This is a genomic window from Subtercola endophyticus (genome assembly GCF_021044565.1).
GTDB classification, from domain to species: domain Bacteria; phylum Actinomycetota; class Actinomycetes; order Actinomycetales; family Microbacteriaceae; genus Subtercola; species Subtercola endophyticus.
The window spans coordinates 2640192-2666761 of the sequence record NZ_CP087997.1 but is presented as its reverse complement, the minus strand read 5'-3'; the positions used below and the strand labels follow the sequence as shown (position 1 = coordinate 2666761).

The 26570-nt window shown below is 67.3% G+C and carries 21 protein-coding genes, 1 tRNA gene and 1 pseudogene; 16 read left to right on the top strand and 7 right to left on the bottom strand.

Annotation, left to right across the window (positions count from 1 at the left end; translation table 11 throughout):
• The first annotated feature begins 67 nt into the window (after nt 1-67).
• Genes LQ955_RS12365 through LQ955_RS12355 form a run of 3 tightly spaced genes read left to right on the top strand, consistent with a single transcriptional unit; the run spans nt 68 to nt 3577 of the window.
• Entirely contained in the window at nt 68-1531 is a 1464-nt protein-coding gene (locus LQ955_RS12365; protein WP_231024831.1) for a hypothetical protein, read from the top strand.
• Nucleotides 1524-2666, top strand: coding sequence for a signal peptidase I (gene lepB, locus LQ955_RS12360; RefSeq protein ID WP_231024830.1), 1143 nt, complete (start codon nt 1524-1526; stop codon nt 2664-2666). Before LQ955_RS12365 ends, lepB begins: the two co-directional genes overlap by 8 nt.
• Nucleotides 2663-3577, top strand: a complete 915-nt coding sequence (locus LQ955_RS12355) for a DUF1345 domain-containing protein (protein WP_231024829.1) — start codon at nt 2663-2665, stop codon at nt 3575-3577. The genes lepB and LQ955_RS12355 overlap by 4 nt, the downstream gene beginning before the upstream one ends.
• Before the next feature lie 331 nt (nt 3578-3908).
• Here the strand turns inward: LQ955_RS12355 and LQ955_RS12350 are convergent, their stop codons facing one another.
• Complete coding sequence (locus tag LQ955_RS12350; RefSeq protein WP_231024828.1) at nt 3909-4241, bottom strand: hypothetical protein; 333 nt, start codon at nt 4239-4241, stop codon at nt 3909-3911.
• Between the two features lie 218 nt (nt 4242-4459).
• On the bottom strand, nt 4460-5749 hold the full coding sequence (locus LQ955_RS12345) for an alpha/beta hydrolase (protein WP_231024827.1): 1290 nt from the start codon (nt 5747-5749) through the stop codon (nt 4460-4462).
• A 195-nt stretch (nt 5750-5944) separates the two neighbouring features.
• Here LQ955_RS12345 and LQ955_RS12340 point away from each other — a divergent pair, with 195 nt between their 5' ends.
• The 4 genes and pseudogenes from LQ955_RS12340 to LQ955_RS12325 all read left to right on the top strand — a co-directional run.
• On the top strand, nt 5945-6712 hold the full coding sequence (locus LQ955_RS12340; protein ID WP_231024826.1) for a hypothetical protein: 768 nt from the start codon (nt 5945-5947) through the stop codon (nt 6710-6712).
• A 130-nt stretch (nt 6713-6842) separates the two neighbouring features.
• Entirely contained in the window at nt 6843-7784 is a 942-nt protein-coding gene (locus LQ955_RS12335) for a YcnI family copper-binding membrane protein (RefSeq protein WP_231024825.1), read from the top strand.
• Nucleotides 7777-8448, top strand: coding sequence for a copper resistance CopC family protein (locus LQ955_RS12330; RefSeq protein WP_231024824.1), 672 nt, complete (start codon nt 7777-7779; stop codon nt 8446-8448). The genes LQ955_RS12335 and LQ955_RS12330 overlap by 8 nt, the downstream gene beginning before the upstream one ends.
• Nucleotides 8449-9177: 729 nt before the next feature.
• Nucleotides 9178-10287: pseudogene (locus LQ955_RS12325) on the top strand (Rv2578c family radical SAM protein); the annotation flags it as partial.
• Nucleotides 10288-10640: 353 nt separating this feature from the next.
• Here the strand turns inward: LQ955_RS12325 and LQ955_RS12320 are convergent.
• Nucleotides 10641-12446 carry a glycosyltransferase family protein gene (locus LQ955_RS12320; protein WP_231024823.1) on the bottom strand — a complete coding sequence of 602 codons (1806 nt, stop codon included), beginning with the start codon at nt 12444-12446 and terminating at the stop codon, nt 10641-10643.
• Nucleotides 12447-12533: 87 nt separating this feature from the next.
• Between LQ955_RS12320 and LQ955_RS12315 the strand changes: the two genes are divergently transcribed.
• The gene (locus LQ955_RS12315; RefSeq protein WP_231024822.1) at nt 12534-13142 is read left to right on the top strand and encodes a thymidine kinase; all 609 of its coding nucleotides are present in this window, start codon (nt 12534-12536) and stop codon (nt 13140-13142) included.
• A 54-nt stretch (nt 13143-13196) separates the two neighbouring features.
• On the opposite strand, the gene LQ955_RS12310 is transcribed toward LQ955_RS12315, so the two are convergent.
• The 3 genes from LQ955_RS12310 to LQ955_RS12300 form a co-directional block, all read right to left on the bottom strand.
• Nucleotides 13197-13270, bottom strand: a tRNA-Pro gene (locus LQ955_RS12310).
• Nucleotides 13271-13363: 93 nt separating this feature from the next.
• Nucleotides 13364-14320, bottom strand: coding sequence for a metallophosphoesterase (locus tag LQ955_RS12305; RefSeq protein WP_231028131.1), 957 nt, complete (start codon nt 14318-14320; stop codon nt 13364-13366).
• A 94-nt stretch (nt 14321-14414) separates the two neighbouring features.
• The gene (locus LQ955_RS12300; RefSeq protein WP_231024821.1) at nt 14415-16928 is read right to left on the bottom strand and encodes a transglycosylase domain-containing protein; all 2514 of its coding nucleotides are present in this window, start codon (nt 16926-16928) and stop codon (nt 14415-14417) included.
• A 49-nt stretch (nt 16929-16977) separates the two neighbouring features.
• On the opposite strand from LQ955_RS12300, the gene LQ955_RS12295 reads away from it, so the two are divergent.
• Entirely contained in the window at nt 16978-17214 is a 237-nt protein-coding gene (locus LQ955_RS12295) for a hypothetical protein (protein WP_390623381.1), read from the top strand.
• Entirely contained in the window at nt 17211-17705 is a 495-nt protein-coding gene (locus LQ955_RS12290) for a RidA family protein (RefSeq protein WP_231024820.1), read from the top strand. Before LQ955_RS12295 ends, LQ955_RS12290 begins: the two co-directional genes overlap by 4 nt.
• A gap of 11 nt (nt 17706-17716) precedes the next feature.
• Here the strand turns inward: LQ955_RS12290 and acs are convergent, their stop codons facing one another.
• On the bottom strand, nt 17717-19783 hold the full coding sequence (gene acs / locus LQ955_RS12285) for an acetate--CoA ligase (protein ID WP_231024819.1): 2067 nt from the start codon (nt 19781-19783) through the stop codon (nt 17717-17719).
• Between the two features lie 422 nt (nt 19784-20205).
• On the opposite strand from acs, the gene LQ955_RS12280 reads away from it, so the two are divergent.
• The 6 genes from LQ955_RS12280 to topA all read left to right on the top strand — a co-directional run bounded on the left by LQ955_RS12280 (nt 20206) and on the right by topA (nt 26569).
• On the top strand, nt 20206-21384 hold the full coding sequence (locus tag LQ955_RS12280) for a TadA family conjugal transfer-associated ATPase (protein WP_231024818.1): 1179 nt from the start codon (nt 20206-20208) through the stop codon (nt 21382-21384).
• Nucleotides 21377-22438 (top strand): hypothetical protein, encoded by a 1062-nt coding sequence (locus LQ955_RS12275; protein WP_231024817.1) that lies wholly within the window; start codon nt 21377-21379, stop codon nt 22436-22438. The genes LQ955_RS12280 and LQ955_RS12275 overlap by 8 nt, the downstream gene beginning before the upstream one ends.
• 155 nt (nt 22439-22593) lie before the next feature.
• Complete coding sequence (locus LQ955_RS12270; protein WP_390623485.1) at nt 22594-22752, top strand: DUF4244 domain-containing protein; 159 nt, start codon at nt 22594-22596, stop codon at nt 22750-22752.
• Entirely contained in the window at nt 22749-23117 is a 369-nt protein-coding gene (locus LQ955_RS12265; protein ID WP_231024815.1) for a TadE family type IV pilus minor pilin, read from the top strand. The genes LQ955_RS12270 and LQ955_RS12265 overlap by 4 nt, the downstream gene beginning before the upstream one ends.
• A complete protein-coding gene (locus tag LQ955_RS12260) occupies nt 23093-23539 on the top strand; it encodes an Rv3654c family TadE-like protein (RefSeq protein ID WP_313788348.1) in 447 nt (148 codons plus the stop codon). The genes LQ955_RS12265 and LQ955_RS12260 overlap by 25 nt, the downstream gene beginning before the upstream one ends.
• 123 nt (nt 23540-23662) lie before the next feature.
• A complete protein-coding gene (gene topA, locus LQ955_RS12255) occupies nt 23663-26569 on the top strand; it encodes a type I DNA topoisomerase (protein ID WP_231024814.1) in 2907 nt (968 codons plus the stop codon).
• Nucleotide 26570 lies beyond the last annotated feature (1 nt).

Here is a 26570-nt window from a genome sequence, read left to right as displayed (position 1 = left end):
GGGGTGCCGCGAACCGGGCGGCGCGGGCGCGTAAGCACCGGTGGGCACGGCACGGTAGTTTGGGGTGATGGGGTCGTGGGTCACGCTAACTGCGCTGCAGCAGCCGTTCGCCGTGGCGCTCGAGGGTGTGAGCGAAGCGGATGCCCGGCAGTTTCTGGAGTCGTGGCAGTGGTGTGAGGCGCGCGAGGCGTCGGTTGCGCCTGAGGGGGCCACGATCATCCGCGCCTCTGTGCGGGCTGAGACGGAGCAGCGCGCCACCGCGCTCGCCGCCGCGGAGGCTTCTGCAGCGGCCGGCGTGGCTGCGGGTGACCCTGCCGCGCTCGCCGAACAGCGTGCGACCGCGCCGACCTACCGGGCGCTGGCCGACCATCTCTCGGGGCTCATCACGCGGCTCGCGATCGATGCGCGGCGGGGAGAGCTGTTGATGTTCCACGCGGGCGGAGTCGCCGACCCCGCGACGGGCGACGTGATCGCGTTCATCGGGCCGTCGGGGCGCGGAAAGACGACGGCGTCGATCGCCCTGGGAACGGTGTTCGAGTATGTCACCGACGAGACGCTGGCCGTGCAAGACGACCTCGGGGTGCTGGCGTACGGCAAGCCGCTCTCGGTGAAGCAGCCTCCGCCCGAGTATTACAAAGACCAAGTGTCGCCGTCGGAGTTGGGCTTGAATGCGCCGTCGGGTGCGCTTCAGCTGGTGGGGGTGGTGATGCTCGATCGGCAGCCGGGGCACGAGGGTGTGCCGAGCATCCGGCCGGTGAGCGTGGCGGAGTCGGTCGAAGAACTCGTGCCGCAGATCAGCTATCTGCCCGAGCGGGAGAAGCCGCTGCGCCGGCTCGTGGAGGTGCTCGCGGCGTGCGGTGGGCTGCGCGCGGTGACGTACGGCGAGGCGGCGACGCTGCCCGAGGTGTTCGCGCGGCTGTTCGCCGAGGCGCGGGCGGCGGGCGATGGGGCGGGGGCGCTGGTGCGTGGTGCGGCGGCGGGCGCGGGCGAGGTGGATGATCGGGGTGCTTCGGCTGCGGGCGAAGTGGATGATCGGGGTGCTTCGGCTGCGGGCGAGGTGGATGACCGGGGTGCTTTCGCTGCGCGAGAGGTGGATGATCGGGGCGTAGCGGCTCCGCCGAGTGCTGCTGCGGGCGGGGCGGCGGCCCACGGTGGCCACGCGATTGGTGCGGACGCAGCCGGCGGCGCAGCGACAGGTGCGAACGCAGAGGCGTCGGCGCGGGCTGAGAACACTGACACGTCAGACGGGGAGCTGCTGCGCGCCGGGTACGCTGACGCTGTGCGTGATGGGGAGTCGATGATCGTGCTCAGCGGAACCACGGTTCGGGTGCTCGGCGGCATCGCTCCGACCATCATCGAGGCGGTGGAGCTCGCGCCACGCAGCCGGGGGCAGATCGTGGAGGCCGTCGTGGAGGTCCACGGCGACCCGGGCGAAGGGTTGGCTGAGGGTCTCGTGGGGGCTGCGGTCGGGGAATTGGTGGAGATCGGGCTGCTGGCGGTTGTCGGGCCGGAAGCGGGGCGCGATGAGTGACGCGGGCGAGGGGGTGCCGGGTTCGGTGCCGGGTGACGCGGGGGGTGCCCTGCCGGACGGTGATGTGGCGGCGGGGTCGGGAGTCCGGGTGGGTGCCGCGGGCGGCGACGGTGCGGCGAGCTCGGGAGCGCGGTCGGGCGGTGCAGGTGGCGATGGTGCGGCCAGCGGGGGAGCGCGGTCGGGTGGCGCGGCGTTGGGCGGAGGAATGCGGTCGGGTGGCGCGGGTGGTTCTGTGCCGGAGGGTGATGGGGCGGCGGGGGCGGGAGCGCGGGCGGGTGGCGCGGGTGGCGACGGTGCGAATGGCGGGGGAGCGCGGTCGGGTGCCGCGCCTTCTGTGGGGGGTGCTGACGGAAATGCCCAGGAGGGTGCTGCGAGCGGCGGTCGGCAGCCGGTGGACCCGGCCCGGAGTGCTGCTGGGCGGGGGCGTTCTTCGGGGGGCAAGCGCACGGGCATCCGGCGCATTACAGGGAGCTTCTGGTTCAACTTGGTAGCCGCCTTCGTGGTGCTGGCCTTGTTGCAGGCGTTCGTGGTGAAGCTGTATTACGTTCCCTCGGGGTCGATGCAGCAGACGCTGGCGGTGGGCGACCGGATTCTGGTCGACCGCATCAGTTACGAGTTCGGGGCGAATCCGAAGCCGGGTGACGTGGTGGTGTTCAACGCGTCGGATCTGTGGGGTGAGGCGGCGGCGGCTCCGTCGAATCCGCTGTCGTATGCGGTGAAGTGGCTGAGCGGAATAGTCGGGGTCGGGCCGTCGCTCGATCACACGCTGGTGAAGCGGGTGATCGCGGGGCCGGGGCAGACGGTGTCGTGCTGCGATGCCGAGGGGCGCGTGACGGTCGACGGGGTGGCGCTCGATGAGCCGTACATCTATGAGGATTATCCGTATCAACCCGGTGTGCTCGACTGCACGACGACTCCGGAGTCGCAGCGGTGTTTTCCGACGGTGACGGTTCCGGCGGGGCAGTACTTCGTGCTCGGCGACCATCGGTCGAACTCGAACGACTCGATCTACGCCTGCCGCGGCAGGCCCCCCACGGCGTCGACCTCGGACTGCCTGAAGATGGTGGGGCGGTCTGACGTTGTGGGGCGGGCGTTCGCGGTGGTGTTGCCGCCGGGGCACTGGAGCGGGTTGTGAGTTCGGGCGACTCCGAGCCGCCGCCGGCACCGTCGCCGGGCGAGAGCGACCCTTCCGGACGAGAGCGACCGCTGCACCCGTCGCTCCCGTCCGAAGCAACCGCTCTCGCCGGCGAGAGCGGCGAGACGGATGCCCGGGGCCGCGCCGCGCAGCGAGTAGGCGCCGAGGCCACCCTTGCTGTTGCGGGCCGCGGCGGCAGGCGAGCGGATGTTCGCAAGCGCCGTGACGGCGAGGTGCAAGCCCGGCGGGGCCGCGTGGTCATCGCGGTCTTCGTCGTCAGCGTGGCGGTTCAGGTCGTCATGGTGATTCTCGGTGTCACCTTCATCTCGGCTGACGACGACGACTCGTCGCTGTTCTCGCAGCTGCTGTGGTGCACTCTCGGAACGAGTTACGCGTTCGTCGCCGTGCTGCTGCTGGGCATCCTGAGCCGTCTGCGACGCACGGCCGAGGGGCGTCCGTCGCGACTCGAGCTGAGTCTGCCGGTGCGGGTGGTGTCGTTCATCGGAACGTTCTCGGCGAGCCTGGTCGGCGTGGTGGCGGCGGTGCAGTTGCTGACGTTGCGGAACGATCCGCATTACGGGCCGTTGTTCAACGTCGTCGGCGTGTGGGCGATGCTGTTGTCGTGGGGATTCTTGCACTGGGGATTCGCGCAGATCTATCAGCAGAACTACTTCAGGTCGGCGACGCCTCCGATGCGGTTTCCGAATACGCCGAGCCCTGGGCTGGTCGACTTCGTGTACTTCGCGTACACGCTCGGTACGTCGTTCGCGGCTTCGGATGTCGAGGTGCTGAGCACGCGGCTGCGGTACACGGTGGTGTGGCACTCGGTGCTGAGCTTTTTCTTCAACGGGCTGATCGTGGTGCTGGCGCTGAACACGATTTTGAGTGTGGGGGCGGTCGCCTCGAGCTGATGCGTGGCGCGGGGCGGGGTTGCCCGTGGTGCTCGGTTGCGAGGTGGGGCGGGGTTGCCCGTGGTGCGCGGTTGCGGGGCGGGGGCGCCCGTGGGCCGCCGCTGTGGGTTGCAGCCGTGCCGCTGCCGCCGGCCGCGGGGCTCATCGAGCAGCGAAAAAGTGCGGGTTGCAGATCGCTGCACCCGCATGAACTCGTAGCTCGGCAATCGTGGGTGCGCCACGTGTGCGTGACCCTCCCGCGCTGCCCACTTTGCGCAGAAGCACCTCTGGGGGCGGTTTTGGGTGCTTCTGCGCGGAGGGGGCGAGGATGCCGGGTGCCGACGCCCGCGGATCAGGCGTGCGGCGGCTCGAAGCGGGCGGCGATCTCGGCGATCCATTCGGCCGACCAGGTGAGCGCGCCTGAGTCGAGGTCGGCGAGCTGGGCGGTGAGCCAGGCGATCTGCGCCCGGAGCAGGGCGACGCGGTAGTCGTCCTCGAGAATGAAGAGCCGGGGCAGGCCCATGGCGGCGGCATCGGCGAGCGAACCGGTGATGCGGTAGAGCTCGGCGTCGAGCTGGGTGCGACGCTGCTCGAGGGCGGAACGGGCATCCGTCGGTGAGAGCAGAGCGAGCATCGACAGGGCGGCGACGAAGCGCGGATACTCGGGGGAGTCGTTGGCAAGCATTTCGCGCAGCCAGCGGTGAGCGGTTTCGGTGCCCTCGTCGGTGATGCGGTAGACGCGCGACGGATCTGCGGTGGCCGTACGAGTATCCGCTCGACTGGGAGCGCGGGGTGTAACGCCTATCGACTTTGCGAAAATGGCTGCATCCGGCGGTTCTTGGGGGCTTTTTCGCAAAGTCGAGTCCGCGATGGGAGGGAGGGGGAGGGAGGGAGGGGGAGGGGCTAGCCCCATCCGGCGCGCGCGAAGACGAGGGTGTAGCCGGCGCTCAGGCCGCCGTCGAGGGCGGTGCCGTCGTGGCCGCTGCCGGCGATTTCGGTGTAGGTCGAGTGGATGCCCGCGGCGACGGCCGCGTCGAAGTTCTTCTTCACTCCGGGGATGGCCTGGTCATCCATCGCCCCGACGGCGAAGACGGCGCTGGAGTCGGCGTAGGGAGCGTTGGCGTCCATCACGTTGACGGGCCAGACCGCTTTGTAGGCGGCTTCGTCGCCGCCGAACACCGAGTCGAGGGTCGGGGCGGAGTCGACGCCCTGGTATTCGTCGCCCGAGATGTCGACGAAGTTGCCGAAGGTGCCCGGGTATTTGGCTCCGAAGTAGGCGGCGCACATGCCTCCGTTGGAGAAGCCCACGATGGTCCAGTCGCGGGGGTCTTGCAGCACATGAAAGTGTGCCTTGACCCACGGCACCACGTCTTTCATGATGTAGGTCTCGACGTTGCCGCGGTGCGTGTCGAGGCAGAGCGGGTCGCGGCTGTCGTCGCCGAGCTGGTCGGGGTTGACCACGATGGGGGCGAGCCCGTGGTTCGTGGCGGCGCGGGCATCGAGCAGGGTTTTGGGGTCGTCGAGTCCGGGGCTGCCGGGCTGGCCGTTCAACTGGATGATCACCGGCAGTGCGGGCGGATTCGCCACCAGTCCCGCCGGGGGCACGTAGGCGAGGGCGGTGCGGGCGATGAATCCTGAGACGTCGTGCGGGATGCTCACGGTGCCGACTTCGCCGGTGCGGGGAAGGCCCGAGGCGGGGTCCACGGGCACCGGAGTGCCATTGGCATCGACGGGCTGGCCGGCCGCGTCGGTGGGCAGGGGAAGGGCCAGCGGCTTTTCGTTTGTCACGCCGAAGAAGGCGGCGACCGTCTTGTTGAGGCCGAAGATGGCGTTGACACCGAGGGTTCCGGCGATCAGAAGGGTGGCCATGGCCGCGACTGCGATCACCTTGCGCCACCAGCGTGAGCGCCAGAGGTTGACGATGGCGAGGCCGACGGCGGCGAACGTCAGGATGACCGTGGCATCGACGAGCGGAGAAAGCCGCGTTCCGAACAGGTCGAGCACCGTGACCGTGATGTAGAGGGTGAGAGCCCCGGCCGCTGCGCCGCCGACGAGGCCTGCGGCGGCGGTGATGATCCAGCGGCGGGTGGGGCGACGGGCGATGAGGAAGATGCCCGCCGCGAGGCTGAGCACGCCGAACGTGATGATCAGCGGGCCGCGCACGATGTTGAGCGCGAGCAGGGAGTCGTACACAAGGGGCGAGAGTACCTCATGTGGGCGGCGGAACCCTGCAAAGACGCGGCTGCGGCTCACTCGGGGGGCAGGCGGGTAGGCGGGTCGGCGGTTCGGGGTTTAGCGCAAGGAGCTCGCGGCCTCCGAAAGTAGACTGAAGGGGCACGAGACGGTGACGGCAGGGTCGGCAGTGACGGCAGAAGCGGCGGGAGCGGAATGAGCAGCAGGGCGGCACGTACGCTGCGCGGGCTCACGGCCGCCGGCGTGGCGGTGTTCGTTGCTGCGCTTTCGCACGCACTCGGCGGCGGTGAGGCGCCGGGCGGTATCGGGGTGGTGCTGGCGCTCGCGTTTTCGGCTGTCGTCTGTGTCGCTTTGGCAGGCAAGACTCTTTCGCTCGTGAGACTCAGCCTCGCGGTGGGGTTCAGCCAGCTCGCCTTTCACCTGCTGTTCTCCATCGGCGCGGGCGGAGGGTCATCGGTCACGGCGGCCGGGGCGTCGGGTGGCGGCTCCGGGGCAGCGGATGCTCTGCAGAGCATGTCGGGAATGAGCGGCATGTCGGGTATGGGTGCGGCGGGTATGTCGCACGGCACCTCGCTCCTCTCGCTGACCGCCGATAACGCCGCGGCGCACGCCGTCGCAGGGGCGACGGTGCAGACCGCGACGGCGGCTTCGACCGTCGTCGACCCGTGGGCACTCGTCGCGACACTGTTCTGCGGCTGGATGTGGGTCGCCCACGTGGCGGCCGCCGCCGTCACCGTGGCCGCGCTGCACCGCGGGGGAGCGGCTGCCGCGGCAGCCCTCGAAAGCGCGCGTCTGCAGGTTCGGCGCCTGGTTCAGCTTCCGTTCGTCGAACCGCTCGGGGTGCCCCACGTCGAAGTGGCGCATGCTGCGCGCACTGACCCCGATCATCCGCGCGCCCTCGAGGTGCTCATCGGCAGGCTGCGGCATCGTGGCCCGCCCGTCTGGCAGTTCGCACAGCCCTAGAACTGTTCAATTGCCGACCGTCGACGGCCGATCGCGGGTGCCCGCGCTCGTTCAGAGAGTCAGCGCCGGTGAGCCGAAAGGCCACGGAGCGAAATGTCGATCGCACGGTCGAGAGACGAAAGTTGTAACCATGCAGAAGAAAACGATCGCGCGCGCGGTCACAACAGCAACACTTGCACTCGCCCTGGCTGCCGCTGCGCCGCTGGCGGCGAGTGCGCACGTTCCGGTGAGCCCCAACCAGGCGGCCGCCGGCAGCTATGCAACGCTCACGTTCAAGGTGCCCACCGAGTCGGCAACCGCGAGCACCGTGAAGATCGAGATCGACCTTCCGACTGATACTCCGTTCGGCAGTGTGAGCTATCAGCCGGTCGCCGGATGGACGACCAACGTCGTCACATCGACTCTCGCCACGCCCGTGACGACCGACGATGGCACGATCACCGAGGCGCCCACGCAGATCACCTACACCGCTGATGCCGGTGGCGGAATCGCGCCCGGGCAGTTTCAGCAGTTCGTGCTGTCGGCCGGGCCGGTTCCCGACACGGGAAGCGTGATGTTCCCGGTGCACCAGACCTATTCCGACGGCACGGTGGCCGACTGGGTCGACCCGACGCCGGCATCGGGGGTGGAGCCGGAGAATCCGGCTCCGACGCTGTACATCAACGATGCGCCGCCCGCCGAGGCTATTTCGGTTCCCGGCAGCACGGGGTCTGCGGGTGTGACGGCGGGGCCGGTGGCGACGGATGTCGCGGGGTCGGGGTCGGGGTCGGGATCCGGTTCCGGTTCGGGTTCCAGTTCGGGCGAGGTCGCCTCGCAGGGTTCGACCACGACCGCGTCGGCGGCAACGAGCTCGGCTGACGCCGTGGCGATCGGTGTGGGCATCGGCGGGCTCGCACTCGGTGCGATCGCGCTGATCGTCGCGGTGCTCGCGCTGACCCGCTCGCGCCAACGCGCTACGGCGCCGGTCGCAGCGGCACCGGTCATCCCGGCTTCCCCGGCGCCTCCCGCCACCCCTCGGAGCGGCAGCGCGGCGGCGCAACCCGACGATCCGAAGGGCCCCGCCGATGAGTAGGCGCCGCACCAAGCTCCTCGCCGCCGCGTTCGCGGCAGTCGTGGCGGCGGGGCTCGCGCTGGTTCCGGTGACGAGCGCGAGTGCGCACGACTTTCTGGTCGACAGCACTCCGGCCCTCAATTCCACGGTGACGACCCCGCTCAGCACGGTGTCGCTGACGTTCAACGACCTTGTGCTCGACCTGTCGGGCGACGGGGCGTCGTCGGTGGTCGAGGTGACGGGGCCAGACGGCGCATCCACTCACTTCGAGACCGGATGCCCGACCATCCTGGGGCGTACCGTGAGCGCTCCCGTGGCGCTGGGTGCACCCGGAAAGTACCAAGTGAGTTGGCAGATCGTGTCGTCTGACGGGCATCCGGTTTCGAATGCCATCGATTTCACGTACGCGCCTGTCGCGGGTACGGCGGCGAGTGCGGGCAGCGCGAGCGGTCCGGCGTGCGGAAGCGGCGGCTCGTCGACCTCGGTCGCGGCGCTGCCGGCGGCCGGAACCGCCGACGCGTCGGGAAGCGGCATCAACGCGGGGCTGATTCTCGGCGTCGCGGGCGGCATCGTGGTGCTGGCGATCGTCGGTGTGGTTCTGATTCTCGTTCTGTCGCGGCGTTCGCGCGTCGTGGGGGATGCGCCCGGCGGTGATTCGGGGCCGGACGATTCGGCGGAACTGTAGCAACCCGGTTTCGGGGCCGCCGGGGCCGTCGGGGCCCGGCGTCGGGGGCTCGAAAGAATTTCGGAAAAGTCTCCAATCCGATTCCGCAGGGCCTCCGAACAACCACTGTGTCGGGAATCTGGGCTCTAACTGCGATGGAGCCCACCCGACGCACCTAGTTACCAAGCGCTTCCCGCGGTCGACACCCCTCATCGCGGGGAGCGCTTGGTGCGTACTGCATTTGTTTGAACGCCGCCGCCCCTGTGCTTGCTGGCGCGCCGCCGCCGCTGCGGCGCGCATTGCGACTGGATGGTCGTTCCCACGATTGGGCCGCTACTGACACGGAACGCGACGAGCGCGGTCGCCGTGTTCCGTCGATATCGCTCGGCGGCAAGGTGTGTAGGTGTGCCTTCGCCGCGTTCCGCCGAGCCCTTAGGGCGGTGCAGAGGGGGTGCCGTAGCCGCGTTTGGCTGATCGGGCGTGGCGCGCCGCCACCCCGGTGTCTATTGGTGCGGTGCCACCACGGCTTGGTGTGCGGCGGCATGCGGCCACGCCGGCCATGTCGGCGGGGGCTCCGCGCGAAACTCGATCGGGCGGCCGCGCACACTTGGGAGCATCCGCGGCTGCTCGAGCGGTGGCGGATGCGCCGAAGTGCGCGCGCGGCACGATTGTGACGGGCGCGGCGGGGCGAGGGCGTGCGGCGGGCGCGGCGGCATTGACGGAGGTTCGAATGTATGTTCGAATGTCGGTATGCGGTGGAGCGGGCAAGAACTCGGAGTCGAGAGCGACAGCGCGCTGCCCGGGCTCGCGCGCCTGAACAATCTGGTGCGCAGCGTGCAGACGCCTGAGTTCGCCGGAATCACTTTTCACGAGGTGCTGGCCAAGTCGGCGCTGAACAAGGTGCCGGGCCAGAGCATGATGCCCTTCGGCTACACGATAAACCCCTATCGCGGCTGCAGTCATGCCTGCACCTACTGCTTCGCGCGCCCCACTCATACCTATCTCGATCTCGATTCGGGGCACGACTTCGACAGCCAGATCATCGTGAAAGTCAATGTCGCCGAAGTGTTGGCGCGTGAGCTGAAAAAGCCCTCGTGGGGTGGCAATGCGGTGGCGCTCGGCACCAACACCGACCCCTATCAGCGAGCCGAGGGGCGGTACAAGCTGATGCCCGGAATCATCGAAGCGCTCGCCGGCTCGGGCACGCCGTTCTCGATTCTCACCAAGGGAACCCTGCTGCGCCGCGACCTGCCGTTGCTGGCCGAGGCGGCACGGGCGGTTCCGGTCGACCTGGCGATGTCGATCGCGGTGTACGACGACGAACTGCAGCAGTCGGTCGAGCCGGGCACGCCCACGGCGAAGGCGCGGCTTGCGACGGTGAGTGCGGTTCGGGATGCCGGGCTCGACTGCTCCGTCTTCATGATGCCGATATTGCCGTACCTCACCGACACCACGACGCACCTCGACTCCGCGCTGGCGCAGATCAAAGCGGCGGGAGCGACGAGCGTTCTCTACACGGCGTTGCACCTTCGACCGGGCGTCAAACCGTGGTTCATGCAATGGCTGGCGCGCGAGCATCCGGAGCTCGTGGAGTCGTACCGAAAGATGTACTTCGGGGCGACCTCGTATGCGCCGAAGGAGTACCGAAAGTGGCTGGCCGCGCGCATCAGGCCGCTGATCGCGCGGCACGGGCTCACGCGGGGCCAAGAAGACCCGGTGACGGGTGGCGTGCGGTCGACGGCGCTGTCGGCGGGCCTCGGAGCGGCCGGGGCAGGAGCTGCTGAGTCGGGCGCTACCGGATCGGGAGCTACGGGGCCGGGAACTGCCGGGATAGGAGCCGCTGCGGGGCGCGGTGGCGGGGGTGGCTCCCCGCGATTCTCGACGCCGCCGTTCGACTTCGGCATCGCGGCAGAGGTCGGGCCTGAAGCCTGGCCCAATACTGCGCCGCGGGCCGGCCCGAGAGCGGGCACCGGCACGGCGCGTGCCGCCCGGGAGGCCGAGCTGGCGCGCGAGCGGGGGCGCGGGCATCCCGAGGCCGGCGAAGCCACGCTGTTCTGAGCCCCGGCGCCCCGCCGAAGGCGACGCTGTTCTCGGCGGTTGCGCCGGCCGAGGTGACGTCGATTCGGGCGGCGGCGGCGACCGAAGCCACGCTTTTCTGAGCGGCGGCGCCGGCCGAGGTCTCGCTGTTCTGAGTTGCGGCGCCGGCCGAAGGCTCAGGCCATGCCGATGACGCGGCCCAGCCGTTCGGCGGTCACCGGATGATCGTAGATGAACACGGTCATACCCGCGACCGTCTCGCGTTCGGCGTACGGCAGATCGGTTGAGGCGCTCAGGGCCTGCTCCGCGCCGCTGCCCGTGGGCTCGACCACCGCGGCCGGGTCGACGGCGCTGGCACGCTGCACGTAAGGGGCGTAGCGACGCAGCTCGATGTCGGCCGCGACGACCCGCTCGCCACTGGCGGCGGCGAGCCGGTAGGAGATCCAGTACGCGGCCCACACGGCACTGATTCCGCGGGCCTCGAGGAGGTTGTCGACGGCGATCGCGTCGCCCCCGAAAAGCCGCAGGCCGGCAACCGGTACGGCGGCGGCCGAGGGGGTGTCTGCTGCGGCGATGGTGCCTCGGCTGCCGCCGGTCTGGGTCGTGCCCGAGCCGATGAGGTAGGTTCCGCGCACGGAGATGACGATCGCTGCGACCACGGTCACGGTGGCGAGCGCGCCCAGAAGTACTCGTGCCGGGCGACGGGGTGTCGGACGCGGCGCAGGAACAGGCGCAGGCACGCTCACACCGGGAGTGCCGTCGCTTCCGTGGTCGCCCGGGCCAGCGCTCTCACGCGCAGCACCGACGCCCGGGCCTGCGGCCGCGCCAACCGTGCCGACGCCCGCGCCAGTGACCGCGCCGGCCGTCCCGTCGCTCTCGCTCGCATCGGCGTGCTCACCGACCGTGTCGTCGCCCGCGCCCTCCTCGCCGTCTCTCGAACCCGCCCGGCCCCGGCCCGCAAGCACTGCCACCCCGGCCGAGACACGCACAATGACCGCGGCCGCGGCGAAGGCCAGCGCCGGCAAGTAGAACTCGACGTACCGCGCCGCCGCGTCGATGAGGGTCGTTCCCGACAGCACAAGAACCACGGTGAGCAGCACAACCCCGGCCGCGAACGCGAACGTTATGCCGCTCTTGTCACGGAACGCCCCGATCAGCAGCACCACGATGAGCGCGAGCACCACTAGGGCGACGACCGCGCGAAGCGACCCGATTCCGAACGGCAGGCCGGCGGGAATCAGGCCGAAGAACAACTGATGAGCACGCTCGACCGCGCCATCGAAGAGCGTCACCTGCTGCGCCCAGCCGCTGCCTGCGGCCCGAAACTGCAGCTCGCCCGCGGCGAAAGCGGCAGCACCCAGCGCCAGCCCGGGCAGCATGAGCAGCGCGGTCGAAATCCGTCGGCGCCGATACAGAGCCACGCCGAGCGCGGGCGCCGCCAGCGCGAAACCCATCGGTGAGCACCAGAGCGCGATGCCCACGCTCAAACCGACGCCGAGCATCCGCCACCGGGGTGCCCGCAGCGGATGATCGACCGCGAACCAAATGGCAAGCAGTGCGAAGAGCACGGTGCTCATATAGAAGCCGCCGTCGTCGAGCGTCTGGCGGGTGAGAAACGTGCCGGGAAACATGAACAGCGCCGTCGCAACGAGGGCCGTGACCCGCCCGAGCGCCAGTCGGGTCAGGCGGCACAGCAGCAGGGCGCTCGCCGCCATCATCGCCAGCACCACGCCGTAGACGACGTACGGGCTCTCGCCCACGACCGCCATCACGGCACCGGAGACGAGGGAGAGAAGGGATCCGCCGTACTGCTGGCCCCAATACACAACGGTGAGGTCTCCGTGCGAAGCGTGCACGGCCATGAGGTACACGATGGCACGATCGGAGTCGACCACGAAGCCCGGTGAGAGCGCCAGCGCCACACGGAGCGCGACTCCGCCGGCGATGATCAGGCCGGCGGCCCAGAGAAATCGCCGATGCACAGCCACTACCTTATGCGTTCAGCCCCGGGCATCCTGTGAGCCGCCCCGTCGGGCCGAATGCGCGCGCCCGCGGCCTAGGCTTGTCGGGTGGCAAAACTCTACTTTCGGTACGGCGCGATGAACAGCGGCAAGAGCACGGCGCTGCTTCAGGCGGCCTACAACTACGAGGAGCGCGGGCATCGTGTGCTGATCGCGAAGCCGTCGACCGACACGCGGGGCGATCACCAGATCGTGTCGCGGCTCGGCGTGACACGTGAGGTCGACTTTCTCGTCGACGCGGGCGCTTCGCTGCGTGACGAGTTCGAAACGCGCCGCGCTGCGGTCGGCGGGGTGAGCTGCCTGCTCATCGACGAGGCGCAGTTTCTGACACGCGCTCAGGTCGACGACGCGTTGCGCATCGCGCTGGTCGACAACGTTCCGGTGCTGGCGTATGGCATTCGTACGGATTTCTTGACCGAGGCCTTTCCCGGGAGCGCCCGACTGCTCGAAGTGGCGCACAGCCTCGAAGAGTTGAAGACCATCTGCCGTTGCGGGCGCAAGGCGATCTTCAACTCGCGCCTGGTGAACGGGCGCTTCGTCTTCGACGGCGACCAGGTTGCGATCGACGGCGACAGTGTCACGTACGAGTCGCTCTGTGGGGCGTGTTACCTCGAAGAAAGCGGAGGGATGCTCGGCGGCACCCTCGTCGCCGGCTGAGACTCCGCTGCCAAACAAGAAAAAGGCCACCTGGCGGTGACCTTTTTCATTTTGTCGGGGTAACAGGATTTGAACCTGCGACCTCGTCGTCCCGAACGACGCGCGCTACCAAGCTGCGCCATACCCCGATCGAAATTCGAACCGGAATGACCCGGCCAGAACAACTTATCTAGAGTACCTGATCTTTCGAGTGCCGCGGTACGCGGGCATCCATTCGTGCGTCAGTGGGCCGGGGTGAGGGTGAGCAGGGTCGCCTCGGGCAGGCAGGCGAAGCGCACGGGGGCGTAGATGGATGTTCCGAGCCCCGCTGACACGTTCAGGTATGCCGCGCGGCGACCGCGCCGCCAGAGGCTCAGACCCTTGACCTGTTTGCGTGGAATGTCGCAGTTCGTCACCAGGGCACCGAAGCCGGGAACGCAGACCTGACCGCCGTGCGTGTGACCCGCGAAGATGACCTGCGCGCCGTGGTTCACAAACGAGTTGAGAACGCGTTGGTAGGGCGCATGGGCGACCCCGATGGTCAGGGTGCTGCGGTCGGAGACCGTGTTGTTCTCGTTCGCGTTGTCGTCGTCGGACTCTTCTTCGCGAAGGTCGTCGAGCGCCCCCGAGATGAGTTCCAGCCGGTCGTAGCGGCGGTGGGGGTCGTCGACACCGAAGAGTTCGATGTGGGTTCCCCGAACATCCAGTGACGCCGCTTTGTTGTTCAGGTCACGCCAGCCCAGCGACGCGAAGATGTCGTGCTCGCGCTCGAGGTCGAGTCGGGCGGGCTCACGCGGGGCGCGGGACGGCCCCAAGAAGTACTTCAGCGGATTCTTGAAGCCGGGGGCCCAGTAGTCGTTCGATCCGTTCACGAAGACACCCGGGATGCCCCGCAGCGGTTCGAGGGCGTAGGCGAGTGCGTCGTAGCTGTCGACGTGGCCGAGGTTGTCGCCGGTGTCGACCACGAGGTCGGGCTTGAGGTTCGCGAGCTGGCGGATCCAGCGCTGCTTCTGCTCTTGCCAGGGCGCGAGGTGAAAGTCCGAGAGGTGCAGCACCTTGATCGGGTCGGCGCCCTTGGCCAGCACTGGCGCAGTGACCCGGCGCAGGGTGAACAGCCGACGCTCGACGAGCGAGCCCCAGGCGAAGGCACCCACGCCGGCAGCGGCCGTCACACCCGCCGCGGTGACGGCCGTCTTCACAAGTGCGTCGAGCGCTGCGTCGAGCGCGGTGCCGGCGAGGGGTGCAGGGTCGGTTGCGGCGGGGGAGCCGGTTCGCCGACTCACTCGCAGGTTTCTACTTCTTGGGGCATATGACAAGGCTAACGGTCGTCGACGATGGATTCACGAGCCCCGCGCCGGGCGTCTGACTGACGACCGTATCGGGTTTACACGTGGGGTCGGGGCTGACCTGTGTCGTCACTGTGAAGCCCTTCAGCTGCGACGTCGCGCTGCCCACCGAATCGCCCGTGGTGTCGGGCAGGTTCGTCAGCTTGCCGTTGCTCGTGTACACCGTCACGTTCGAGCCCTTGGTGATGCTCGAGCCGCCCGGGGGATCGGTTCGCGCCACCTGCCCGGCCGGCTTGTCGGAGTCGACCGCGCCACCGTCGTCGGGGCTGAACCCGGCGTTCGTGAGCCTGTTCTGCGCGGAATCCATCGACAGGCCCGACACGTCGGGAACTGTCACCGACGTGCCGTTGGTGAGGTTACGATCGGGCGTCGCGAAGTCGTCTCCGCCGTACGCGTCGGCCGTGTTCTCGTAGAAGTCGCGCCACATGTACAGACGAGACAGGCCCGACCCGACGCCGCCGCTGCCGGGGCCGTCGATGGTGCTGTGCCTGATCGAGACGTGCCCGGTGACGTTTCCGGTCCAGGATGCGGTGACGAGCTTGGTCGTACCACCGACCAGCCACACGCTTTCTTCGTTGTCTGTCGTACCGGTCTTGCCTGCGTGCGAAGTGCCGTCGTGCGGGTTCGCGGGGGTCGCTGTTCCGTTCTGGATGACGCCCTGCATCGCGTACGAAGCGGCGACGGCGATCTTCGGGTCGATGGCCTGCGTGCAGGTCGACTTCGGAACATCCACTGCCGCCCCGGAGGCGTCGGTGATGCTGTCGATAGCGATGGGCGAGCAGAACATGCCCTTGTTGATGACGCCGGCGTAGGCCGCGGCCATGGTGAGCGGCGCGATCTCGTTGGTGCCGAGCACCGCGGTGATGTTGGTCTGCAGCGGCGTGTTGTCGGCGCGGTGCACACCGAGCGACTTGGCGACATCGCGGATGTCGCAGGCATCGAGCTGCTGCGACATGGCGATGAACGCGTTGTTCACCGACTCTTCGAACTGGTTCAGCACGGTTGCCCGGCCGCCGGATTCACCCGCGTCGTTCTGTGGGGAGTATGTGCCTCCACTGGTGCCGTCGCAGTTGCGGAAGCTCGACATATTGAACTTCTGCCCGTTGGCCCCGTTGACGATATCGCCCAGCGAGTGGCCGGTCTGCAGCCAGTTGATGAGGGTGAAGAGCTTGTACGTCGACCCGACCTGGAATCCGGTCGACCCGCCGTACTCGACGTCGGTCGAGTAGTTGATGGAGGTCGAGTCGGCCGGCGCTGCCGGGTCTTCAGAGAAGTTCTTGTTCTGCGCCATGCTCGTGACACGCCCGGTGCCGGGCTCGACGGTGACCAGAACGGCGCCGAGGTCGAGAACATCGGTGGTGTACGGAATGTAGTACTTCACCGTGTCGTCTGCAGACTTCTGCAGGTTCATGTCGAGGGTGGTGTGAATCTTGTAGCCACCGGTGTTGAGGGCGTGTTCACGGGCATCCGCCGTGTCGCCGAAGGTGGTGTCTTGCTCGATGATCTTCTTCACGTAGTCGCAGAAGAACCCGGCGCCGTCGACGGCGGTCTGGCAGCCGGTGGAGGGCTGCGTGATGTTCGGGGTCACGGGCGTTGCGACCGCGTCGGCGTACTGCTGCTGCGTGATGGTGTGCTCTTTGAGCATCGAGGCGAGAACGTCTTTGTCGCGCCGGGCCTTGTTGGCGTCGATGTTGTCGGGGTTGTCGATGCGCAGACCCTCTGGTTCGTTCACCGTGGCGACGAGACTGGCGGCCTGCGGCAGAGTGAGATCTTTGGCACTCACGCCGAAGTAGTACTCGGCCGCCGCTTGGATGCCGTAGACACGCCCACCGAAGAGCGAGATGTTGAGGTAGCCCAGCAGAATGTCGTCTTTGCTGTACTCCTTCTCGAGCCCGATGGCGAGCTTCATCTCTTTCAGCTTGCGGTCGAAGGTGGTGGCCGTCGCTTCGGCGTAGGCCGCCTGCTCTTGAACCGGGTCGGTGATGGCTTCGGCGCGCTGAACGAGGATGTTCTTGACGTACTGCTGCGAGATGGTGGAGGCGCCCGACTGCACATCGCCCGAGATGAAGTTACCGATCAGGGCGCGAGTGGTTGATTGAACATCGATGCCGCCGTGCACGTAGAACCGCGGGTCTTCTGTGGCGACCAGAGCGTCTTTGACGTTCTGGCTGATGTCGTCCCAGCCCACGGTCTGGCGGTTCTGCTCGAAGAACGAGGCCAGCAGAACCTCTGAGCCGTCTTGGTTCTTGCCGTAGACGCTCGAGGTCTGACTCAGCGCGTCGGGTTTGATGTAACTCGGCAGGTTCTCGAATACGCTGATGGTGCTGTTGGCACCGAGGCCAGTGACGGCGAGGGCCGGAGTGACCATAGCGGTGACCAGGACGCCGGCGATGACGCTCATGCCCACCAACCCCAGGATGGCTCCGACCGCGCCACTAACCTTACGTTGGGGGGCAGACATAAGGTCGAGCATAATTTACAAAGCTGAAAAAAAGCCAAAGGAGAAGTTGTTGCCAGCAACACCTGCTAAGTGGGAGTACCTCACGACGCCGCTCATGATCCACAACACCGCCGCGATTCTGAACAACTGGGGGGCGGACGGCTGGGAACTCGTGCAGATCGTGACGAACCCTGAGGGGGGAATCGTTGCCTACCTGAAGCGACCATTGCTGGGTGACGAGCCGGCGGCCGCTGCCGCTTCGGCCGCCGCGGCGGCGGGCTCGTGGAACGACGGGGCTGCCCAGTGAGCGGGGTCGCCGCACGGCTCGCGGAGCTCGGCATCGCGCTTCCAGCGGTCTCTGCGCCGGCGGGCGCGTATGTTCCCGCGGTCGTGTCAGGAAATCTGGTGTTCACCGCGGGGCAGCTGCCGTTCGTGGGCGGCTTGCTGGGGCAGACGGGCAAGGTCGGAGTCGAGGCGGATGCTGGGGTTTCGGCAGCGAATGCGTTGGTGTCTCCTTCTGACGCGAAGGGCATGGCGCAGATCGCCGCTCTCAACGCGCTAGCGGCCATTCAGAGCGTGATCGGATCGCTCGACCGCGTCACGCAGGTCGTGAAGGTGACCGGATTCGTCGCGTCAGACCCGTCTTTCACGGGCCAGCCGGGTGTCATCAACGGCGCCTCGGAGTTTCTGGTCGACGTATTCGGGGCAGCGGGCATCCACTCGCGTTCGGCCGTCGGCGTTGCGGTGCTGCCCCTGGATTCGCCCGTCGAGGTGGAGTTGATCGTCTCGTTCGAGTAGCGGAAGAGCCCTCAGCCGACGCTGGCGCTGATGACCGTCATGACTTGGGTGTCGGCGAGGGTGGTGGTATCGCCGATCTCGCGGCCCTCTGCGAGGTCGCGCAGCAGGCGGCGCATGATCTTGCCCGAGCGCGTTTTCGGCAGTTCGGCCACGATGAACACCTGGCGCGGGCGCGCGATGGCGCCGATCTGCGTGGCGACGTGCGCCCGCAGCTCTTGCGCGAGGGCGTCGACGTCTTCGGGCGGCGTGCCTGAACCCGATGCCGCGCTGGCTTCTGTGCCGTTGTCACGCGCCGCGTGGCTGTCGTCTTGCCCGTCGCCGTCGCCGTCGGCGTCGTCGTCGTCGGGCTCGACGCTGCGCACGATGACGAACGCCACCACCGCCTGCCCCGTCGTTTCGTCGCTTGCGCCTACGACGGCGGCCTCAGCCACGCGCGGGTGCGACACCAGCGACGATTCGATCTCGGCCGTCGAAAGCCGGTGACCCGACACGTTCATCACGTCGTCGACCCGCCCGAGCAGCCAGATGTCGCCGTCACGGTCGAGGCGAGCCCCGTCGCCGGCGAAGTATTTACCGGCAAAGGTGTTCCAGTACGTCTCGACGAAACGATCGGGGTCGCCCCAGATTCCCCGCAGCATCGAAGGCCACGGTTCGGCTACGACCAGCAGCCCGCCCGAGTTCTTGCCCACCGGTGTGCCCCGATCATCCAGTACCTCGATGTGGATGCCCGGCACAGGCACCTGCGCCGAACCCGGCTTGAGCGTCGTGACGCCCGGCAACGCCGACACCATGATTGCGCCGGTCTCGGTCTGCCACCACGTGTCGACCACTGGGGTGGTTCCGCCCCCGATGACGTCGCGGTACCAGACCCAGGCCTCGGGGTTGATCGGCTCGCCCACCGAGCCGAGAACACGCAGGCTCGTCAGGTCGTACTGGTCGGGAATGTGCCGCCCGAGCTTCATGAAGGTGCGGATCGCCGTGGGTGCCGCGTACAGAATGCTGACGCCGTACTTCTGGATGATCTCCCACCACCGGCCCGTATGCGGCGAGTCGGGGGTGCCTTCGTAGATCACCTGGGTGGCGCCATTGGCGAGGGGGCCGTAGACGACATAACTGTGGCCGGTGATCCAGCCGACGTCGGCCGTCGACCAGTAGACGTCGGTTTCGGGGTGCAGATCGAAGATGTTCTTGTGCGTAAAGGCGACCTGCGTGAGGTAGCCGCCGCTCGTGTGCAGTATTCCTTTCGGTTTGCCGGTCGTTCCGCTGGTGTAGAGGATGAACAAGGGAGTCTCCGCGGGGAACGGCTGTGCTTCGTGTTCGGTGTCGGCCGCGGCCATCTGCTCGTGCCACCAGAGGTCGCGCCCTTCGGCCCAATCTATGTCGTTCTCTCCGCGTCTGACCACGAGAACATGCTCGACTGTGGAGGGATTCTCTTCTCCGCCGATTGTGAGTGATGCGTCGACGGCCGGTTTGAGAGCGGACACCTTACCCTTTCGCCAGCCACCGTCGGCCGTGATGACGAGCTTCGCGGCGGCATCGTCGATGCGTGCTCGAAGGCTCTCGGAGCTGAACCCGCCGAAGACGACCGAGTGAACGGCGCCGATGCGTGCGACGGCGAGCATGGAGATGACGGCCTCGGGAATCATCGGCAGATAGATGGCGACACGATCGCCGCGCGAGACGCCGAGGCCGAGCAGCACGTTCGCCGCTTTCTTCACTTCTTGAGTCAATTGCGCGTATGTATAGGTGGCGCTGTCGCCGGGCTCGCCCTCCCAGTTGAGGGCGATGCGATCGCCGTTTCCGGCCTCGACATGCCGATCGAGGCAGTTGTAGGCGACGTTCAGCTCGCCGTCTTCGAACCACTGGGCGAAGGGCGGGTTGCTCCAGTTCAGGGTTGTGGTGAACGGAGTGTGCCAGTGCAGCAGTTCGCGCGACTGATCGCCCCAGAACGCTGGCAGATCTTTCGCTGCACTGTCGTAGAGATCGGCGTGCGCGACCGCGTTCGCCTGAAACTGCTCGCTCGGCGCGAATCTGCGCGTCTCGTGCAGAAGATTGTCGATGTTGCCGTCGGCCGCCATTGTGCTCCTTTGAACTGCTCGCTTTCACATTCTGCCGCACAGAGGTAGCGGGGTGCTGCGCGAGATTGCGACCGTGAACCTGTGTTTCGATTGCGAAATGCTGGGAATTCTCTGATGGGGTTTGCGCGCATGTTTCGGATAGGTAAACTCTTAGCTACCAAGTCGATTTTGGCTTGGATGCACCGCAACACTGATTCCCCCCAATCATGCGGTGCTACGGCGGCACCTTTTCCCCCAAATGGTGCCGCCCCCTTCATTTAACGGCCGTTTCACCCCTGCGCCGGGTTCTCGCGTCCGCGTACGCCATCCGCGTTGCCGCGCAGCCCGGTGCGAGGTTCTCCACAGCCGCATGGGGTCAGGGCTTTCGCACAGATGGTGGTCACGGCCCTGTCGGCACCTGCGGCGTTGCCTACTGTCGCAGCATGACATCGACTCACCTCGCTCCCTTCGTTGCTTCGCGCTCGCAGCACGATGAGACGCTCACCGCGTCACCACCATCCGGCACGCCTGCGACCACTGCGGGCGTGGCGTCACCCGGGGCTGAGGAACGTGTCGGCGCCGACGACTTCGGCCCCCTCGCCGCCTATTTGCGAGATCGAGCGGTCACCGACGTGTTCATCAACGGGCCGAACGACCTCTGGTTCGATCGCGGCGACGGGCTCTGCCGTGACGAGACGTGGTCGTGTCCCGGTGAAGCAGAGCTGCGACAGCTCGCCGTTCGACTCATCTCGCTGGGCGGCCGGCACATCGACGAAGCGAATCCGTGTGTCGACGTGCGTCTGCACGACGGGGTCCGACTGCACGCTGTCTTGCCGCCGGCGGCCCCCAAGGGCACGGTCATCTCTCTGCGCGTGCCGGCGGCCGGGCGGCTGAGCCTCGACGACCTCGAGGGGCGGGGATTCTTCTGCGACGAGCGTCAGCTCGAACTGGTTCGCGCTCATGTACAGGCCCGTTCGAACATGCTCATCACGGGTGCGGGTGGGTGCGGCAAGACGACCCTTCTGTCTGCCCTGCTCTCCGAGGCGCCGCATGGTGAGCGAATCGTGGCCATCGAAGACGTCTCTGAGCTTCGGGTCGAGCATCCGCATTTCGTGGCTCTCGAAGCCCGGCAGGCGAACCTCGAGGGCGCCGGAGAGATCTCGCTCGAGCGGCTGCTGCGCGAGGCATTGCGCATGCGTCCTGATCGACTCGTGCTCGGCGAGTGCCGTGGCGCCGAGATTCGTGAGCTGCTTTCGGCGCTGAACACCGGGCACGACGGGGGAGCGGGAACCCTGCACGCGAACTCGCTGCACGATGTGGCGGCGCGCATCGAGGCGATGGGTGCCCTCGCGGCGCTGCAGCCTGAGGCGGTAGCGCGCCAAGCGGTGAGCGCGATCAACGTCGTCTTTCATCTTGAACGCTCTGGCAGTCGTCGCCGTCTGGCGCAGATCGGCCGACTCGAACTGGATGTTCGGGGCCGACTCGTCGTCATCGAAGACCCTGTGCCGCCGCCGCCGCACCCACCCCGAGCACCAACGAGTGTGTGGTCGCGAGGCCGGCTGGTCGGTGCATCCCCTTACGACATCGGCGGCTCCCGAATGAGCGGAGGCCGCCATGTCTGACGAGAAGAGGCGGGGTGCGGGCGGGCGCGGCGGCAGCGGCGCCGGTCGATCGCGATCGCGGGCGGCGCAGATCCACGCTGTTTCGTCGAGCGTGCAGAGACTTGCGGTTCTGCTCGAAGCAGGCGTACCACCCGCACGGGCTTGGCGTTATCTGGCCGAGGGGTCTCAAGACCACGCGCACCGCGGCTTTGCGAGAATGAGCGGTTCCGTCGAGGCCGGAGGCTCGGCAGCCACGATCGAATTCGCCGCGCAGAACGGGGTGGTGCGTCGGGTGGCCGGCGCCGTCGGCGACGGCGCGCCGATCGACGAGGCCATCGCCGCCGCAGCGAACGTCTGTTCCGCTCACTCTCGGCAGGCGTGGATGCTCGTCGCAGCGGCGTGGCGAGTGGCAACAGAGAGCGGCGCTCCGTTGGCTCAGTGTCTGCGCGACTTCTCGAAGACCCTGGTCGAGGTCGGCGACGTGCAGCGCACGGTCGAAGTGGCACTCGCGGCACCGATCGCGACGGCGCGCATGATGACCTTGCTCCCGGTGGTCGGGCTGGCATTCGGCGCTGTGCTGGGGTTCGATACCGTGCACACCCTGTTCGCCACGGTTCCCGGGGTGATCTGTCTCGTCGCAGGCACCGTGCTGCTCTGTGTCTCGTCGCGGTGGAACGCGCTGCTTGTCAGGGCGGCGCAACCGCGGCACGTCTCGTCGGGCCTGTCTCTCGACCTGATGGCCGTCGCCATGAGCGGCGGTGCATCGCTTTCGCGCGCACGTCAGATCGCCGAGCGTGCGGTGCACGCAGCAAACATCGTCTCGCCGACCGAACGTCGACGACTCGACGATGTGCTCGACCTGGCCGAGCGGGCAGGCGTACCGGCTGCGGAGTTGCTCCGTGCCGAGGGAGCCCAAGCGCGTCGAGAAGCCTTGACCGCAAGTCAGACGCGTGCTGCGGCTCTCGCCGTGCGCCTGATGCTGCCGCTCGGGCTCTGCGTGCTTCCCGCCTTCATGCTGCTGGGCGTCGCTCCCCTTCTCATCTCGGTGGTGACCTCGACCTTCACTTCTCTCTGAAACCCCCTTTCACCCGTATCAAGCCCATCAGTCATCCACTCGCCCACCCACGAACTCACTCACTCACTCACCCACCCACCCAAGGAGAAATCTGCATGATCGACTACGTCAACACACCACCGCGGCCCTTCCGACGAATCGACCGCATCACCGCGATGCTGGCCGACGAAAGCGGCTCCGTGACCGCCGAGTACGCCATAGCCACAATGGCGGCCGTGGGGTTCGCCGGCCTGCTGGTGGTGATTCTGCGGGGGGATGAGGTGCGCGGCATGCTGACCGACATGATCCACCGTGCGCTCACGGTGTCTGGATGAGTGCCGCGCAGTGGCCGCAGTGGCTGCGCGACGACCGCGGCACGGTTACCGCCGAACTGGCGGCCGCGCTGCCTGCTGTCGCCCTCATCATCGTCATGATGCTGGGGGCCGTGCAAGCGGCCGGTGTGCAGATCAGGGTCGTCGATGCAGCTTCGGCGGCCGCCCGCAGCCTCGGTCGTGGCGAATCCACGGGCGCGGCAGACTCGGTGGCGGGCGCCCTCGCCGGTTCCCACGAGCTCTCCTCGTCGACCGAAGGCGAGTTCGTCTGCGCAACCGTGACTGCGCCCGTTGTCTTCGGCGGTCTCGGCGACTCGGGTGGCCTTCGGGTCAGTGCGCGATCGTGCGCTCTTGCAGGTGGCAAGTGAGGTGGGCGGCGGATGATCGGGGTGCTGGCTCTGTGCTCGCCGTCGCTGTGGCGGCGGGCGCCGTGTGCGTTGTGGCGATGCTGCTCGTCTTGTGCGGCGCGATCTCGCTCAAACACGGTGTTCAGGCCGCGGCGGAGTCGGCCGCGCTGGCCGCCGCCGATGTCGCTTCGGGAGCGGTGGCAGGCTACCCGTGCGAGCAGGCGGCTCGCGCGGCAGAACTCGGCGGCGCGACACTCGAATCGTGCCAGGCCAACGGCGAGGTGGTTTTGGTTGTCGTGTCGCGTACTGTTCTCGGCGTGCACGTCACCGCGAGGGCCAGGGCCGGGCCGCCGGAGCCGTCGTCTTCTGTCCGACCGGGTTCGAGCCTCCACATCACGAGAATCCACAGGCGGGTACGTGTGAATTCGGGTGTTTGCATATAAGAGGAATAGACGAGGCAAAGAGTCGATTAGGCAATGCAGGGCACAGGGTGTGTATGGTGTGCCTGACGGTCGAATCTGTCGTTCGACCCCCGAGAACCCCCAATCGTTGTTGTAGGAGCGCCCGTGTCAGGCCCGAGAAAGCTCGTAATCGTCGAGTCACCCACCAAGGTGAAGTCCATCGCCCAGTACCTGGGTGACGGATACGAGGTGCAAGCCTCGGTCGGCCACATTCGAGACCTCGTCGAGCCCAAAAACCTGCCGCCCGAGCTGAAAAAGGGGTCACTCGGCAAGTTCTCTGTCGATGTCGAGAACGGTTTCGCTCCGTACTACGTGGTGTCTGCCGAGAAGAGAAAAACCGTTGCCGAGCTGAAGAAGGCTCTCGCGAACGCCGACGAGCTCTATCTCGCAACAGATGAAGACCGCGAGGGCGAGGCCATCGCCTGGCACCTGCTCGAGGTCTTGAAGCCCAAAGTTCCCGTACGCCGCATGGTCTTTCACGAGATCACGAAAGAGGCCATCGAGCACGCCCGAGACAACACCCGAGACATCGATGAGGCTCTTGTCGACGCGCAGGAGACTCGGCGAATTCTCGACCGGCTCTACGGCTACGAAATCTCGCCCGTTCTCTGGCGCAAAGTGGGCCCCGGGCTCTCCGCCGGCCGTGTTCAGTCCGCTGCCACCCGGCTTGTCGTCGAGCGTGAACGCGAGCGTCTGGCCTTCACCGCCGCGAGCTACTGGGATCTGAGCGCCGTACTCGCCGACGCCGCTACCGCCTCCGAGGCGGAATCGGTGCACTTCGGTGCTCGCCTCGTGCGCTTGAACGGGGACCGCATCGCCACCGGCCGCGACTTCGACGAATCCGGTTCGCTGAAGAGCAAGGCGACCCTGCTGGGCGAAACCCAGGCAACGGCGCTGGCCGAGGCCCTCGCCGACCCGAGTGTGAACATCCAGGTCGCCAGCGTCGAGTCGAAGCCGTACACCCGGCGCCCCGCGGCGCCCTTCACCACGTCGACGCTGCAGCAGGAGGCCGCGCGAAAGCTGCGGTTCTCGGCTCGGCAGACCATGAGCGTCGCGCAGTCGCTCTACGAAAACGGCTACATCACGTATATGCGTACCGATTCACCGTCGCTGTCGCAGCAGGCGCTGAATGCCGCCCGCACCCAGGCTCGCGCGCTGTACGGCGCCGAAACCGTGCCCGACAAGCCGCGGCTCTACACGGGCAAGGGCAAGAACGCTCAAGAAGCGCACGAAGCCGTTCGTCCGGCGGGCGAGACGTTCCGCACGCCGTCACAAGTGGCCAGCGTGCTGCGCGGAAACGACTTCAAACTCTACGAACTCATTTGGAAGCGCACTGTCGCCTCACAGATGGCAGACGCCAAGGGTTCGACGGCCTCGGTCACCATCACCGCCGGGCCCACCGCCGTCGAAGCGATCTCGCCGTCGACGACCGCAGAATTCTCGGCCAGCGGAACCGTGATCACGTTCCGCGGCTTCATGCTGGCTTACGAAGAGAGCCGCGACGAAGAGCGCAACGCTCCGTCGGAGCCGACCGAGTCCAAGCTGCCACCGCTCGTCGCCGGCCAACAGCTGAAGGCCATCACGGTCGATGCCGCCGGTCACGAGACGAGCCCGCCCCCGCGTTATACCGAGGCGAGCCTGGTCAAGACTCTCGACGAGCTGGGAATCGGGCGCCCGTCGACCTATGCCTCGATCATCTCCACCATCATCGATCGCGGCTACGTCACCCCACGGGGGCAAGCCCTGGTGCCGAACTGGATCGCCTTCTCGGTGGTTCGGCTGCTCGAAGAGTACTTCGCCGAACTCGTCAACTACGAGTTCACGGCCGAGCTCGAATCCGATCTCGACAAGATCGCGGGCGGCGAAGAAGACCGGGTCGACTGGCTCAACGGCTTCTACTTCGGAAACGAAGAGCACAAGGGTCTGCGCGATGTGATCGACAACCTCGGCGACATCGACGCCCGCGCCATCAACTCCATCCCGCTCTCAGACGAGATCACCCTTCGAATCGGCAAGTACGGCCCCTACCTCGAGGTCAACGACACAGCGACGGCCGACCCGGCCACCGGTGAAGTCTCGCCGCCTCGTCGAGTGAACATTCCGCCGGAGCTGGCTCCGGATGAACTCACCCTCGCCAAGGCCATCGAACTCATCGAGGCGCCCGTCGTCACCGATCGTGTCATCGGAGTGAATCCGGCCAACGGCAAGAACATCGTGGCGAAAGACGGCCGCTTCGGGCCCTACATCACCGAGCTCGAGCCAGAACCCGTGGTCGACATGGAGGCGACGATCGCTCTTGCCGAGGCGGCAGCCGGGCTCCTTGCCGAGCCGACGGCTACGACCGGTTCGACCGCGAAGGCGACGAAGGCGCAGGCGACCGCTGCTGCCGGCGCGGTTGCGACCGCGACGACCACCAAGGCGGGAGCCAAGAAGGCTTCCGCGAAGAAGGCAACGAAGGCCGCAGCGGCCGTCAAGCCCCGCACGGCGTCGCTGTTCAAGACGATGGACCTGGCGTCGATCGATCTCGACACCGCGCTCAAGCTGCTCGACCTTCCGCGTACCGTCGGCGAAGACCCAGAATTGAAAGAGCCGATCACTGCCCAGAACGGCAAGTTCGGTCCCTACCTCAAGCGCGGATCCGACACACGATCGCTCGAAAACGAAGACCTCATCTTCGATATCGATCTGCCCGGTGCTCTGGAGCTCTTCGCTCAGCCGAAGTACGGCGCTCGCCGGGCATCCAGTGCTCTGAAAGACTTCGACGAGCCAGACCCCGAAAGCGGTAAGGCCATCAAGATCAAAGACGGCCGTTTCGGCGCCTACGTGACCGACGGCGTGACGAATGCCACGATTCCGAAGGCCGAGACGATCGAAGAGATCGACTTCGATCGCGCGGTTCAACTGCTCGCCGACAAGCGCGCGAAAGGCCCGGCGAAGCCGCGCGCCACAGCGAAGCGAGCCACGACGACGGCACGTAAGGCGCCCGCGCGAAAGGCCGCACCGAAGAAGTGAG